Source organism: Mesorhizobium sp. M7A.F.Ce.TU.012.03.2.1, assembly GCF_004006095.1.
Lineage (GTDB): Bacteria > Pseudomonadota > Alphaproteobacteria > Rhizobiales > Rhizobiaceae > Mesorhizobium.
Map to the genome: position 1 here is coordinate 1754196 of NZ_CP034779.1, position 13060 is coordinate 1767255.

At 63.8% G+C, this 13060-nt stretch carries 12 protein-coding genes; 9 read left to right on the forward strand and 3 right to left on the reverse strand.

What is annotated here, in order from left to right:
• Positions 1-68: 68 nt before the first annotated feature.
• The 7 genes from EJ079_RS08550 to EJ079_RS08585 all read left to right on the forward strand — a co-directional run bounded on the left by EJ079_RS08550 (position 69) and on the right by EJ079_RS08585 (position 8096).
• The gene (locus EJ079_RS08550; RefSeq protein ID WP_127808757.1) at positions 69-926 is read left to right on the forward strand and encodes a CoA transferase subunit A; all 858 of its coding nucleotides are present in this window, start codon (positions 69-71) and stop codon (positions 924-926) included.
• A complete protein-coding gene (locus EJ079_RS08555) occupies positions 923-1720 on the forward strand; it encodes a CoA-transferase subunit beta (RefSeq protein ID WP_127808758.1) in 798 nt (265 codons plus the stop codon). The genes EJ079_RS08550 and EJ079_RS08555 overlap by 4 nt, the downstream gene beginning before the upstream one ends.
• A gap of 1 nt (position 1721) precedes the next feature.
• On the forward strand, positions 1722-2927 hold the full coding sequence (gene pcaF, locus EJ079_RS08560; RefSeq protein WP_127808759.1) for a 3-oxoadipyl-CoA thiolase: 1206 nt from the start codon (positions 1722-1724) through the stop codon (positions 2925-2927).
• A gap of 154 nt (positions 2928-3081) precedes the next feature.
• Positions 3082-4113 carry a BMP family protein gene (locus EJ079_RS08565; RefSeq protein WP_127808760.1) on the forward strand — a complete coding sequence of 344 codons (1032 nt, stop codon included), beginning with the start codon at positions 3082-3084 and terminating at the stop codon, positions 4111-4113.
• A 271-nt stretch (positions 4114-4384) separates the two neighbouring features.
• A complete protein-coding gene (locus EJ079_RS08575; protein ID WP_127811301.1) occupies positions 4385-5875 on the forward strand; it encodes an ABC transporter ATP-binding protein in 1491 nt (496 codons plus the stop codon).
• 224 nt (positions 5876-6099) lie between these two features.
• Complete coding sequence (locus EJ079_RS08580) at positions 6100-7155, forward strand: ABC transporter permease (protein ID WP_127808761.1); 1056 nt, start codon at positions 6100-6102, stop codon at positions 7153-7155.
• The gene (locus tag EJ079_RS08585; protein WP_127808762.1) at positions 7152-8096 is read left to right on the forward strand and encodes an ABC transporter permease; all 945 of its coding nucleotides are present in this window, start codon (positions 7152-7154) and stop codon (positions 8094-8096) included. The genes EJ079_RS08580 and EJ079_RS08585 overlap by 4 nt, the downstream gene beginning before the upstream one ends.
• Before the next feature lie 80 nt (positions 8097-8176).
• Here the strand turns inward: EJ079_RS08585 and EJ079_RS08590 are convergent, their stop codons facing one another.
• Entirely contained in the window at positions 8177-8944 is a 768-nt protein-coding gene (locus EJ079_RS08590) for an SDR family oxidoreductase (RefSeq protein WP_127808763.1), read from the reverse strand.
• 289 nt (positions 8945-9233) lie between these two features.
• Here EJ079_RS08590 and EJ079_RS08595 point away from each other — a divergent pair, with 289 nt between their 5' ends.
• Together EJ079_RS08595 and EJ079_RS08600 are read left to right on the forward strand one after the other, a co-directional pair.
• Positions 9234-9389 (forward strand): hypothetical protein, encoded by a 156-nt coding sequence (locus EJ079_RS08595; RefSeq protein ID WP_127808764.1) that lies wholly within the window; start codon positions 9234-9236, stop codon positions 9387-9389.
• 109 nt (positions 9390-9498) lie between these two features.
• Complete coding sequence (locus EJ079_RS08600; RefSeq protein WP_127808765.1) at positions 9499-10440, forward strand: LLM class flavin-dependent oxidoreductase; 942 nt, start codon at positions 9499-9501, stop codon at positions 10438-10440.
• A 6-nt stretch (positions 10441-10446) separates the two neighbouring features.
• On the opposite strand, the gene EJ079_RS08605 is transcribed toward EJ079_RS08600, so the two are convergent.
• Both EJ079_RS08605 and EJ079_RS08610 read right to left on the reverse strand, forming a co-directional pair.
• Positions 10447-11133: an isochorismatase family cysteine hydrolase gene (locus EJ079_RS08605; RefSeq protein ID WP_127808766.1), complete on the reverse strand. Its 687-nt coding sequence runs from the start codon at positions 11131-11133 to the stop codon at positions 10447-10449.
• Positions 11134-11232: 99 nt separating this feature from the next.
• A complete protein-coding gene (locus EJ079_RS08610; RefSeq protein WP_127808767.1) occupies positions 11233-12957 on the reverse strand; it encodes an ABC transporter ATP-binding protein in 1725 nt (574 codons plus the stop codon).
• Between the last annotated feature and the right edge of the window lie 103 nt (positions 12958-13060).

Consider the following 13060-nt stretch of genomic DNA (forward strand, 5'->3'; position numbering starts at 1 on the left):
CGTAGAAAGTATCGCATACAAAACATATGTTCGCAATACGAACTTTCTGAAAACCCGGAGCCGATGCGATGGTCAAGTTCCTGCCGCTCAAACAGGCCGTGGCCGAGAATTTGAAAGATGGCGACTCCGTCGCCTTCGAGGGCTTCACCCATCTGATCCCGACGGCGGCGGCGCATGAGGCGATCCGCCAGGGTTTTCGCGACCTGACCCTGATCCGCATGACGCCGGACCTGATCTACGACCAGATGATCGGCATGGGCATGGCAAAGAAAATCGTCTTCTCCTATGTCGGCAATCCCGGCGTCGGCCTGCTGCGGCGCGCCCGCGATGCCATCGAGAACGGCTTGCCGCGCTCACTTGAAATCGAGGAGCACAGCCATGCCGGCATGGCCAACGCCTATGAAGCGGGTGCTGCCGGCCTGCCCTGCGCGGTGTTTCGCGGCTATCGCGGTGCTGGCCTCGCGGCGGTCAACCCGAACATCAAGTCGGTGACCTGTCCGTTCACCGGCGAGGTGCTGGCCGCTGTCCCTTCGATCCGGCCTGACGTCACCTTCATCCATGCCCAGAAGGCCGACAGGAAAGGCAATGTGCTGGTCGAGGGCATCATCGGCATTCAGAAGGAAGCGGTGCTGGCGGCCAAACGCGCTGTGGTGACCGTCGAGGAAGTCGTCGACAATTTCGACGATCTGCACCCCAATCTGACCGTGCTGCCGCGCTGGACGATCGCGGCGATATCGGTCGTGCCCGGCGGCTCGCATCCGTCCTACGCGCACGGCTACTATGCGCGCGACAATGCGGCCTATCTCGAATGGGACGAGATCGCCGCCGACCGCGAGAAATTCCAGGCGTGGATGCAGGCCTACGTGATCGAGAAGAGCGCCGACGATTTCGCGGCCCGGGTCGAGCATTTGAGGAAAGCGGCATGAGCGACAATCCGGGATTCACCCCTAACGAGATGATGACCATCGCCGCCAGCCGCGCGCTGCGCAACGACGATGTCTGCTTCGTCGGCATCGGCGCGCCATCGGCCGCCTGCAATGTGGCGCGGCTGACGCATGCGCCTGACATCACCCTGATTTACGAGAGCGGCACGATCGGCACCGCGCCTGACGTGCTGCCGCTGTCGATCGGCGACGGCGAATTGTGCGAGACCGCTATCATCACCGTCGCGGTGCCTGAGATGTTCCGCTACTGGCTGCAGGGCGGCCGCATCTCGATCGGCTTCCTCGGTGCGGCGCAGCTCGACAAATTCGGCAACATCAACACCACGGTTATCGGCGACTATTTCCATCCCAAGACCCGGCTGCCGGGCGGCGGCGGCGCGCCGGAGATCGCGACGTCGTCGAAGGAGATCTACATCACCATGGCGCAGACCAAGCGCGGCATGGTCGAGAAGATCGACTTCTTCACCTCCTTCGGCCATGGCGAGGGTGGTGACCATCGAAAACGGCTTGGCATCGACACCGCCGGCCCGACGCTGCTGATCACCGATCTCGCCATCTGGAAGCCGGATCCGGTGAGCAAGGAATTCACGGTCGTGTCGCTGCATCCCGGCGTCACGCGCCAGCAGGTGAAGGACACCTGTGGCTGGGCGGTTAAGTTCGCGGAGGCGCTTGACGAAACACCGGCGCCAAGCGAACTCGAACTCAAGACATTGCGCGACCTGCAGGCCCGCACCAAGGCGGCGCATGAGGGAACCGGAAAAGCAAAGGCTGCGTAACATGGCCGAGGCCTATATCTGCGACTACATCCGCACACCGATCGGCCGCTTCGGCGGTTCGCTGTCTTCGGTACGATCAGACGATCTTGGCGCGATACCGCTGAGGGCGCTGGCCGAGCGTAATCCCGGCATCGACTGGCAGGCTGTCGACGACGTCGTCTATGGCTGTGCCAACCAGGCCGGCGAGGACAACCGCAACGTGGCGCGCATGGCGCTGCTGCTGGCAGGCTTGCCGAAAGAGATTCCCGGCTCGACGGTCAATCGCCTTTGCGGCTCCGGCATGGATGCGCTGACCATCGCAGCCAGAGCCATCAAGGCCGGCGAGGCGGAGCTGATGGTCGCGGGAGGCGTCGAATCGATGAGCCGGGCGCCCTTCGTCATGCCCAAGGCCGACACGGCGTTCTCGCGCAATGCCGAGATTTACGACACCACCATCGGCTGGCGCTTCGTCAACCCGCTGATGAAGAAGCAGTACGGTGTCGATTCGATGCCGGAGACCGGCGAGAACGTAGCGGAGGAGTTCGCCATCTCTCGCGCGGACCAGGACGCCTTTGCCGTGCGCAGCCAGGAGAAGGCGGTCGCGGCCCAAGCCAATGGAAGGCTGGCGAAGGAGATCACCTCAGTGACCATCCCGCAGCGCAAGGGCGATGCGATCATTGTCAGCAAGGATGAACACCCCCGCGCTGGCTCAACGGTCGAGGCGCTGGCCAAGCTGCCGACGCCGTTCCGCCAGGGCGGCACAGTCACGGCCGGCAATGCCTCCGGCGTCAATGACGGGGCGGCGGCGCTGATCGTCGCTTCCGAGGCGGCGGTGAAGACATATGGCCTGACCCCGATCGCCCGCATTCTCGGCGGGGCCGCCGTAGGTGTGGCGCCGCGCATCATGGGCATCGGCCCGGCGCCGGCGACGCAAAAACTCTGCGCGCGGCTTGGGCTGACCCCGCAACAGTTCGATGTCATCGAGCTCAACGAAGCCTTTGCCTCGCAAGGCATAGCCGTGCTGCGCCAGCTTGGCATTGCCGAGGATGCGGAACACGTCAACCCGAATGGCGGCGCCATCGCGCTTGGCCATCCCCTGGGCATGTCGGGTGCCCGCATCTCCGGCACGGCGGCGCTGGAGCTGCGCGAACGTGGCGGCCGTTATGCGCTTGCCACGATGTGCATCGGTGTAGGCCAGGGCATCGCGATCGCGCTGGAACGGGTTTGATCGGCGGCCCTTGCTTGGCCGGCTAAGATCAAGAATCCGGTGCGCGGTTCAAATTTGACCACGTGGACAAAAGTCTGGCGTCGTTCCATACTTCCCCGTCTGACATTTCTAGGAACAGCCGGCTCGACACGGCTGTCGAACAGAGGGGAATGCAATGGAAAACCGGAACAATAAATCGCAGATAAAACGCGAAGGGCTTTCGCGACGCAATGTGCTGGAGCTGGGCGCGCTTGGTTTGGCGGCTGCGATGCTGCCGGGCGCCGCCTTCGCGGCGGACAAGAAGCTGAAGGTGGCGGCGATCTTCGCCACGCCGATCGAGGAGCCATGGGACAACCAGATACATGTCGCCTTGCAGAGGGCCGAGAAGGAACTCGGCATCGAATACAAATGGTCCGAGAAGGTGCAGACCGCCGATTTCAGCCGCGTCATGCGCGAATATGCGCAAGGCGGTTATGAGCTGGTGCTGGGCGATGCCTTTGCCGCCGAGCGTGAATCGCGCCGCACAGCCAAGCAATTCCCGAAGACCGCCTGGCTGTTCGGCTCCGGCGCCGGCCCGGCGGAACCCAATTTCGGCGTCTTCGACAACTGGATCCACGAGCCGGCCTATCTCTCCGGATTGATCGCCGGCAAGATGTCGAAGTCGGGCACGATCGGCGCCGTCGCGGCGATGGGCATTCCGGAAGTCAACCGGCTGGTCAACGCCTTCTTCGCCGGCGCCAGGGAGGTCAATCCCAACATCAAGAAGAAGGTCGCCTTCATCGGTTCCTTCTTCGATCCGCCCAAGGCCAAGGAAGCGGCTGTCGCGCAGATCGACGCCGGTGTCGACGTCATCTATGCCGAGCGCTTCGGCGTCATCGAAGCGGCGGTGGACAAGAAGATACTTGCGATCTCCAACATGTCCGACCAGTCGAGCCTCGGCCCCGACACGGTCATCACCGGCCCGGTCTGGGACATGTATCCGACGGTCGAGCAGGCGATCAAACTGGTCAGGGCCGGCGTCTTCACCGCGCAGGACTATGGCGACTTCTCGCGCATGGCCAAGGGTGGCTCGCATCTGGCGCCCTACCACAAGTTCGACAAGACGCTGCCGGCTGATGTGAAGGAGCTGGTCGAAAAGAAGAAGGCCGAGATCCTCGAAGGCAATTTCCGGGTGGATGTGGACGAGAATACGCCGGTTTCGGATTGACGCTCTGGCTTTTGGGGGTTGGTGCTAAGCGCCCCCCTCTGTCCTGCCGGACATCTCCCCCTCAAGGGGGGAGATTGGCGACTTTGTCGGCGGCACTCCTGCTTCGGCATAGAAAATTGGCGAAAGCCGAAGTGACATCCGATCTCCCCCCTTGAGGGGGAGATGGCCGGCAGGCCAGAGGGGGGGCGGCGCATCCCTCTCAATCAAAGCTGAATCGTAAAGCCAATCCCGATCAGGAGCATCCTTGCCGACGCCCGCCCCCCTCATCGAAATGCGCGGCATCACCAAGAGCTTCGGCGCCGTCAAGGCGAACGAGGCTGTCGATCTCAGCGTCGCACCCGGCGAAATCCTCGGGTTGCTGGGTGAGAACGGCGCCGGCAAGACGACGCTGATGAATGTGCTGTTCGGCGCCTATGCGCCCGACGCCGGTGAAATCCTTATCCAGGGCAAGGCGGTGCGGATCACCAGTTCGGCCGATGCGCTGGCCGCCGGCATCGGCATGGTGCACCAGCACTTTCACCTCGCGCCGCGGCTGACTGTGCTGGAAAACCTTTTGATCGGCATCCCCGGCAAGACAGGACGGATCGACCGCGCCGGCGGGCTGGCGCGGCTGGCCGAGATCGGCCGCCAGCATGGGCTGATGCTTGACCCGAACCTGCCGGTCTCGGCGCTGTCGGTGGGCGAGCAGCAGCGGCTCGAAATCGTCAAGGCGCTGTTTCGTGGCGCCAGGCTGCTGATCCTCGACGAGCCGACGGCGGTGCTGGCGCCAAGCGAGGTCGACGGGCTGTTTTCGGCGTTGCGTTCTATGGCGGCGCAAGGTCTCGGCATCATCTTCATCTCGCACAAGCTCAACGAGGTGCGGGCGCTGACGCATCGCTGCACGGTGCTGCGGCATGGCCGCGTTGCCGGCCGCGTCGATGACCCCGCCAACACGACATCCTCGGAGATGGCAACACTGATGTGCGGCCATGAGATCGTGCCGCCGGCGCGGGGGCCATCGACGCCAGGTGCTGATGTGCTGACACTCGACGGCATTTCCACCTCGCATCATTCCGGCACGCCGCTGCGCGACATATCGCTTGCCGTTCGTGCCGGCGAAATCCTCGGCATTGCCGGAGTGTCGGGCAATGGCCAGCGGGCGCTGGCGGAGGTGATCTCCGGCGTGCGGGCGCCCGATGCCGGCCGGATGACGATTGCCGGCCAAAAGGTCTCGCGGTTTTCGCCGCGCGAGGTGCAGGCGCTCGGGCTCGGACGTATCCCGGAAGACCGCATGACCACAGGGCTGGTGACCAATCTGCCGCTCGCCGATTCGATGGTGCTGCCTCGCATCGGCACCGCGGCGTTCAGCAGCAAGGGCCTGCTCAAGCCGGATGCGATCCGCGCCTTTGCCGAGGCGCAGATCAAGGCCTACGATATCAGGTGCCCTGGGCCGATGACCCGGGCCGGCGCATTGTCCGGCGGCAATCTGCAGAAGGCATTGTTGGCACGCGAGCTTGCCTTCGATCCGAAGGTGCTTGTTGTCTCGCAGCCGACGCGCGGGCTTGACATCGGTGCCGCCCGCTTCATCCATGAAAAGTTCCTCGACATGCGGGCCAAGGGCTGCGGCATCATCGTCATTGGCGAGGATCTCGAAGAGCTGCTGGTGCTCTGCGACCGCATCGCGGTGATGTATGAAGGCCGCATCGTCGGCACGCTCGACAGCGCCGATGCGACGATCGCGCGGCTCGGCCTGATGATGACCGGGGCGGAGGGGAGAGCCTAGATGGACCTTCTGGCGGCGCTGACCCCCACCCCTAACCCCTCCCCACAAGGGGGAGGGGGATGCTGCCGCGCGCCGCTCACACAGCTTCCGAGCCCAGACTTCTGCTGTTTTGTCGTGGTCAACGCCTGCGAAAGTTCCCCTCCCCCTTGTGGGGAGGGGCTAGGGGTGGGGGTCCCTCTTCGTCAGAATTCTTGTTCGACAGACAGAACAGAGGGTGCCGCCTAATGTTCCGCCTGGAAGCCCGCACAAGCACACCTGCCTGGTTCAACCTCGCTCTGCCATTGCTGGCGATCGGCGGGACGCTCATCCTATGCAGCGGCCTCATCGCGCTGGCCGGCGCCGGCGTGCTCGAAGCTTATGGCGTGATGTTCACGGCGTCGCTGGGCGACAGCTATGCGATCACCGAAACGATGGTCCGTGCAACACCGATGATCTTCACCGGACTGGCGGTCGCGGTCGCCTTCCGGGCCAAATTCTGGAACATCGGCGCCGAGGGCCAATTGCTGGCCGGCGCGGTGGCCGGCTGCTTCGTCGGTGCCATTCCAATGCCGGGACCACTCGCCATGGTCTTGATGGCGGTCGCCGGTGCCGCGGCGGGAGCCGCAGTCGCGCTGGTGCCGGCGACGCTCAGAGTAAAATTCAAGGTCGACGATGTCGTCAGTTCGCTGCTGCTCAACTCGGTCATCTATTATGCGCTGATGGCGCTGATCGAAGGCCCGTGGAAGGACTCCTTCAGCGGCTATCCGATCTCGCCGCCGATCGAGGATTCGGCCAATTTCCCGGTGCTGCTCGAAGGCACAAGACTGCATCTCGGCGTCGTCGCGGCGCTGATCGCGGCGCCGCTGATCTGGTTCCTGATCGTGCGCACGACGCTCGGCTTCAGGATCAGGGTCACCGGCGAAAACCCGGAAGCCGCCAGATATGGCGGCATCCATGTCGAGCGGGTGCTGATCTCGACGGCGCTGCTGTCCGGCGCGCTGGCCGGGTTGGCCGGCGTCGGCGAGGTCGGCGGCGTGCATTTCCAGGTGATGAGCGACATCTCGCCGGGCTACGGCTATTCCGGCATCGTCGTTGCCATGCTGGCGCGGCTCAACCCGCTCGGCGTGGTGCCGGCGGCGATCTTCCTTGCCGCCGTGATGACCGGCGCCGAGGCGATGTCGCGGGCGACCGGCGTTCCGGCCTTCCTCAGTGACGTCATCCAGGGCACCGCATTGCTTGCCATGCTGGTGGCGCTGCTGTTCACCGCCTATCGCATCCGTCGCGTCGGAGTTGCCCGATGAGCGCGGTATTCGAACAGATATTCCAGGTCGGCTTCCTGGCCGCGATCATCCGCATTGCCACGCCGCTGGCTTTCGCGACGCTCGGCGAAATGTTCTCGGAGCGGGCTGGCGTGCTCAATCTCGGCATCGAAGGCATCATGCTGTTGTCGGCGATGACCGGCTTTACCGCCGCCAGCCTCAGCGGCAGCCTGTGGCTCGGCGTGCTGGCTGCGGTGCTGACCGGCATGCTGATGAGTGCGCTGCATGCGCTGTTCACCGTGGCGCTCGGCCTCAGCCAGCATGTCTGCGGCATCGGCGTGACGCTGTTCTCGTCGGGCCTCGCCTATTTCCTCTACCGGCTGATCTTCGGCCAGCAGTCGGTGCCGCCCAACATCAAGGGGTTTCAGACGCTGCCGATCCCGCTTCTGTCGGACATCCCGGTGCTCGGGACGGCGGTGTTCAACCAGTTCGCGCTGGTCTACATGGCGATCCTGGCCATTCCGCTCGCCGCCTTCGTGCTCTATCGCACGCCATGGGGTCTGTCGGTGCGCATGGTCGGCGAAAATCCGCGGGCCGCCGATTCGGCGGGGATCAGTGTCATCGCCACGCGCTTCCAGGCAGTCATCCTCGGCGGGGCGCTGATGGGGCTGGCCGGCGCCTTTCTGTCGATGGCGCAGTTCAACGCCTTTACCTTCGGCGTGGTGTCGGGTCGCGGCTGGGTGGCGATCGCGCTGGTCGTATTCGGCCGCTGGGATCCGTGGCGCTCGGCGGGCGCGGCGCTGCTGTTCGCCTTCGTCGATGCGCTGCAACTGCGCATGCAGGCCAGCGGGCTCGGGCACATTCCCTACGAGGCGTTCCTGATGCTGCCGTTCATCTTCACCATCGTCGCCATGGCTGTGATGTCGCGCAACGCGGTGGCACCGTCGGCGCTGCTCAAGCCGTTTCGTAGGGAAGAGCGGTAGCAAAGCTTGGGTTCCTCTCCCCCCACCTTCGTGGGGGCGGGAACCCGCATCCTGCCAAGTTCGCGCCTCCTTTGAGCGTTTCACATCGCCGTAAAACCATTGTCAACGAACAGATGCGTGCCGTTGACGAAGCTCGACTCGTCGCTGGCCAGGTAGAGCGCTGCCCTCGCCACCTCTTCCGGCTCGCCGATGCGGCCCTGCTGCGCGGCCAGTGCCGCGTCGGAGACGTCGACGCCGAGCCTGCCGAGGTCGGCGACCTCGCGCAGGCCGTGCGGTGTACGGATGAAGCCGGGGCAGACGGCGTTGCAGCGGATGTTGCGGTCGCGGAACTCGACGGCGATGGCGCGGGCGAACATGTGGCAGGCGCCCTTGGTGGTGTCGTAGAGCACTTCGTTGGGAGTCGCCGCCACCGCCGAGATCGACGAAGTACAGACGATCGAGCCGCCGCCGGCCGCAATCATGCCCGGCAAAACGGCGCGCGTCATCAGGAACATCGAGCGCACATTGACGGCATGCAGCCAATCCCATTCCTGCACCGTGGTCTCCAGGAAGGGCTTTATCACGATGGTGCCGGCGTGGTTGAACAGCACGGTGACCGGTCCGAGTTTTTCGATAGCACCCTTCACGGCCGCTTCGACCTGTGCCTCGTCGGAGACGTCGGCGACAAAATGCTCGGCGAGATGGCCGCGCGCCCTGATTGTCGCTGCGGTTGCGGCGGCCGCCTCGCCGTTGCGGTCGATGATCGCCACCTTGGCGCCTTCGGCGGCGAACAGCTCCGAAGTCGCTCCACCCATTCCCGTCGCGCCCCCCGAAATGATGGCGACCTTGCCGGCCAGTCTTGTGCCCATTTTTCTGCCCCTATGTGAGGTTTTCGCTTTGCGGGTTGGGCGATGCTACCGCGCCGGCGCCGGGCGGCCAATCCACGAGTTGCGTGCAGCGAAAGCAAGGCCATAGGTCCATTCGGACGCAGAAGCGAAAACGGACGCTCCATATGGATCGGCCGTTGGAGTGCTCCCTCTAAGCAAGTGCCTACCAACTTCCAGCACGACAGGAGAAAATTATTCCATCTTTGGCCAAAAAATAGCAATCGACAAAGTCTACAAATTTTATAGATTAACCGCCGAGACGGAGGTCGATATGTCCTATATCCAGAACGCCCAGACGGATCGCAGTGATCAGCGGTCGGCCAGTGCCCAGGCCTTTCGCCCGGCCTATGCCGGGGCTTTCGCCTATCTCGTCTTTGCCCTTGCGTTCGTGTTCACCGGGGCAGTCGTACTGGGCCTTATTCCCTGAGTCGTCAGATCGACCGGGCTTAGCTGCCCACCGCTTTCAGGCAATCGGAGTTGAATGAACCGAATCCTCGGCGTGCTTTCGCGCGCCCGACACCACGGAGGACATGGCAATGCCGATCGAGTTCACGCATATTCCCGGTAAGACCGCCGATGCCGCGGTTCCCTTTTTCTACGACTTTGCCGAGACCGCGACCAAGCTCGGGCTGATCGAGGATGGCGGCTTCCGCAAGATCGTCATCGACGATTCGGCCGGACTGCTGACCAACATGGATCTTGCGGCCCAGGTGCTCGATCGCACCTCGTCGCTGGAAGTCGTGCTCACCCATTGGGCGGGCGTGGTCGAACCGACCGTGGCGGCCCGCCAACTGGCGTCGATCGACAGGAAAAGCGGCGGGCGCCTGGCGCTGAGAATGATCAGCGAGCCGCTGAGCGACGCCGACGCCGAAACACGGCCGGTCGGGCACACCGTCATCTGGCAGCGCATCGACGAATATCTGGTGCTGCTGAAGCGGCTGTGGTCGAACGACCGGCCCTTCGACCACGAAGGAACGTTCTACAGCATCAAGGGCGGCTATGTGCCGCGCAAGGGACCGCACGGCGCCGACCTGGTCATCCGCATGGGCGGGCAGTCCGGAACGGCACTCAAAGTTGCCGGCCGGCATGCCGATGTCTTTGAATTGGCGCCCGGCTCGATCGACGAGATCCGGCAATTGATGGAGCGGGTGCGCCGCTCCGCCGCCGAACATGGCCGGGCCGGCAAGCTGCGCTTCGCGCTTCCGGTCGGGATTCACCAAGGTGCTTCCGCCTCCGGCCACAAGGCGGTCGATGTTGCCGGGCCGCCAGCCCAGGCCGCCCTGTCGCTGCTTGCGTATGCAGCCCTTGGGATCGATGAATTCATGATTGTCGGCGTCGACACGCCACGCGAGATCGCAACGCTCGGCCGGGAAACGATCGCTCTGCTGCGCAATTCGCTGGCGCGTCGCGAACACGAGGCATTCCAGCCTGGGGCATATGCGTCTCGTGCAGGATTGGAGACGCGGGCAACGGGCTGAAGTTCTTCAGCCTTTTGTTGCCTCGGGCCTGTCGCCAAGCCGCGACAGGCCTTCAATGACGGCGGCTGCATCCGCCAGCACTCCGAAGACGCCGTCTTCAACCGTCACCATGTGAAGGGCTGCTTCGTGCGCTTGTCTGTCGCCGCTGGCGCAGGCGTCCGAAATCGTCAGGCATTGGAAATTGCGGTCGCAGGCCTCACGCAGCGTGGTGTGGACGCAGACATCCGTGGTGCATCCGGAAAACAGCAGATGCGTGATGCCTTGCGCGCGCAGCACAAGTTCGAAATCCGTATAGGTGAAAGCACTGTTGCAGGTCTTGTCGACGATGATGTCCTGCGGGGCGACGTCGATCTCCGGAACGATCTGGAATCCTGGACCAGAGCGCAGCAGGATTTCGGTGCCTTCGAGCCCAGCGCGCTTGCGGCGCCATGTCTCGTAGGGCGTCATGTCGGCCATGTCAGCCCGGTAGCCCTGCCTGGTGTGGATGACCCTGACACCGGCCTTGCGGGCGGCTGATATCAGCCGGCTCACGGTCGGCAGGATCACCCTGAGCGGCGAGGGATCATATCCCTGCCTGGCGAAGTAGCCCGTCGTCGACAGGAAATCCTGCTGCAGGTCGATGACGATCAGCGCGGTGGTTTCGGCCATCAGCCTGCCGTCATAGGGAAAGTCGAAGGGCGTCGCCTTGATCATTTTTGGCTCCCGTTTTTCGATCGGCACTTGTTTGCTTGACGCAATTCCGAACGGAAAACCGTTTCACACTTTCCCTGGAATTGCTCCAGCGGTTTCGTATCAGCGCGACGACACCAGATGCTGGGCGTCATGCAGGCGCCGGTAGATGCCGCCGGCGCGGAGCAGTTCGCCGTGCGAACCCTGTTCGACGACGCCCGACTCCGAGACGACGACGATGCGGTCGGCGCCGCGGATCGTTGCCAGCCGGTGTGCGATGACCAGCGTGGTTCGGCCCTCGGCAAGTTCGGCCAACGACTTCTGGATTTCGCGCTCGGTCTCGGTGTCGAGCGCCGACGTCGCCTCGTCGAGGATAAGGATCGGCGGGTTCTTCAGGAACATGCGGGCGATCGCCAGCCGCTGCTTCTGGCCGCCGGACAATTTTACGCCGCGCTCGCCGATGATCGTGTCATAGCCGGCCGGCAGGCCCGATATCATGTCGTCGAGTTGCGCGCGCCGTGCGGCGTCGGTGATGGCCTCGTCGGAAGCGCCGAGGCGGCCATAGGCGATGTTTTCGCGGATCGAGCCCCCGAACAGGAACACATCCTGCTGGACGATGCCGATCTGGCCGCGCAGCGAAGCGAGCGTCATGTTCCTGATATCGATGCCGTCGATGCTGATCGCGCCGGCGCTGACCTCGTAGAAACGCGGCAGCAGCGAGCAGATGGTGGTCTTGCCGGCGCCGGACGGGCCGACGAAGGCGATGGTTTCGCCGGCGTGGATGGTGAGATCGATACCCCTGAGCACCGGCTTGCCGTCGCCATAGCCAAAGCTCACGCCGCGATATTCGATATCGCCCTTGAGGCCGCTTACGGTCACGGCACCTGGCCGGTCGGCGATGTCGGGTTCGGTGTCGAGCAATTCGGTGTAGCGGCGGAAGCCGGCAATACCCTTGGGATAGGTCTCGATCACCGAGTTGATCTTCTCGATCGGCCGTACGAAGACGCCGACCAGAAGCAGGAAGCCGACGAAGCCGCCATTGCTGAGGCCTCCCGTGATGACGAGATAGCTGCCGGCGATCATGACCACGAGCTGGATCAACCTGATGCCCATATAGTTCAGGGAATTGCTGGCCGACATGATGCGGTAGGCGTCGAGCTTGGTCTGGCGGTAGCGCTGGTTGTCATGCGCGAACAGCGTGCGCTCATGCTCCTCATTGGCAAAGGCCTGGACGACGCGCATGCCGCCGACATTCTCCTCGATGCGGACGTTGAAATCGCCAACACGCCGGTAGAGCGCCTGCCAGTTGCGCTCCATGCGGTCGCCGTAGCGCATCGTCACCCAGGCGATCAGAGGCACGATCACCGCCGTGATCAGCGCCAGATGCATGTTGACCGTGAACATCAGCACGAAGGCGCCAGCGAAGGTCATGATGGCGATGAACAGGTCCTCGGGGCCGTGATGGGCGATCTCGCCGATCTCCTCGAGGTCCTTGGTGACACGGCCGACGAGATGGCCGGTCTTGTGGTTGTCGTAGAAGCGGAACGAGAGTTTCTGCAGATGATCGAAGCTCTTGCGCCGCATCTCGGTCTCGATGTTGATGCCGAGCATGTGGCCCCAATAGGTGACGACCGCCATCAGCACCGTGTTGAGCAGATAGATCACCAGCAGCCCGGCAGACGCGATGATGATCAAGGTCCAGTCCTGCTGCGGCAGCAGCTGGTCGACGAAGGTGCGGACCGCCATGGGAAAGCCGAGTTCAAGCAGGCCGGCCAGCACCGCGCAGGAGAAGTCGAGCGCGAACAGCCCCTTCCAGGGCGCGTAGTAGGAGAGGAAACGTCTGATCATCGAGGTGAACCGCAAGCTGTCTTGACGGGCGCGGTGAGCGCGCCGGCCGTCATCGGTGGGCGCTGCTTACAATCGGCAGCGCAAGGGCGGCAATATGCCAGGA

What these genes read in the sequence shown, in the direction of transcription:
- EJ079_RS08580 (WP_127808761.1), top strand. Translation starts at nt 6,100, where the DNA reads ATGTTCCGCCTGGAAGCCCGCACAAGCACACCTGCCTGGTTCAACCTC.
- EJ079_RS08565 (WP_127808760.1), top strand. Translation starts at nt 3,082, where the DNA reads ATGGAAAACCGGAACAATAAATCGCAGATAAAACGCGAAGGGCTTTCG.
- EJ079_RS08585 (WP_127808762.1), top strand. Translation starts at nt 7,152, where the DNA reads ATGAGCGCGGTATTCGAACAGATATTCCAGGTCGGCTTCCTGGCCGCG.
- EJ079_RS08605 (WP_127808766.1), bottom strand. Translation starts at nt 11,133, where the DNA reads ATGATCAAGGCGACGCCCTTCGACTTTCCCTATGACGGCAGGCTGATG.
- EJ079_RS08610 (WP_127808767.1), bottom strand. Translation starts at nt 12,957, where the DNA reads ATGATCAGACGTTTCCTCTCCTACTACGCGCCCTGGAAGGGGCTGTTC.
- EJ079_RS08575 (WP_127811301.1), top strand. Translation starts at nt 4,385, where the DNA reads ATGCGCGGCATCACCAAGAGCTTCGGCGCCGTCAAGGCGAACGAGGCT.
- EJ079_RS08555 (WP_127808758.1), top strand. Translation starts at nt 923, where the DNA reads ATGAGCGACAATCCGGGATTCACCCCTAACGAGATGATGACCATCGCC.
- EJ079_RS08600 (WP_127808765.1), top strand. Translation starts at nt 9,499, where the DNA reads ATGCCGATCGAGTTCACGCATATTCCCGGTAAGACCGCCGATGCCGCG.
- EJ079_RS08590 (WP_127808763.1), bottom strand. Translation starts at nt 8,944, where the DNA reads ATGGGCACAAGACTGGCCGGCAAGGTCGCCATCATTTCGGGGGGCGCG.
- EJ079_RS08595 (WP_127808764.1), top strand. Translation starts at nt 9,234, where the DNA reads ATGTCCTATATCCAGAACGCCCAGACGGATCGCAGTGATCAGCGGTCG.
- EJ079_RS08550 (WP_127808757.1), top strand. Translation starts at nt 69, where the DNA reads ATGGTCAAGTTCCTGCCGCTCAAACAGGCCGTGGCCGAGAATTTGAAA.
- pcaF (WP_127808759.1), top strand. Translation starts at nt 1,722, where the DNA reads ATGGCCGAGGCCTATATCTGCGACTACATCCGCACACCGATCGGCCGC.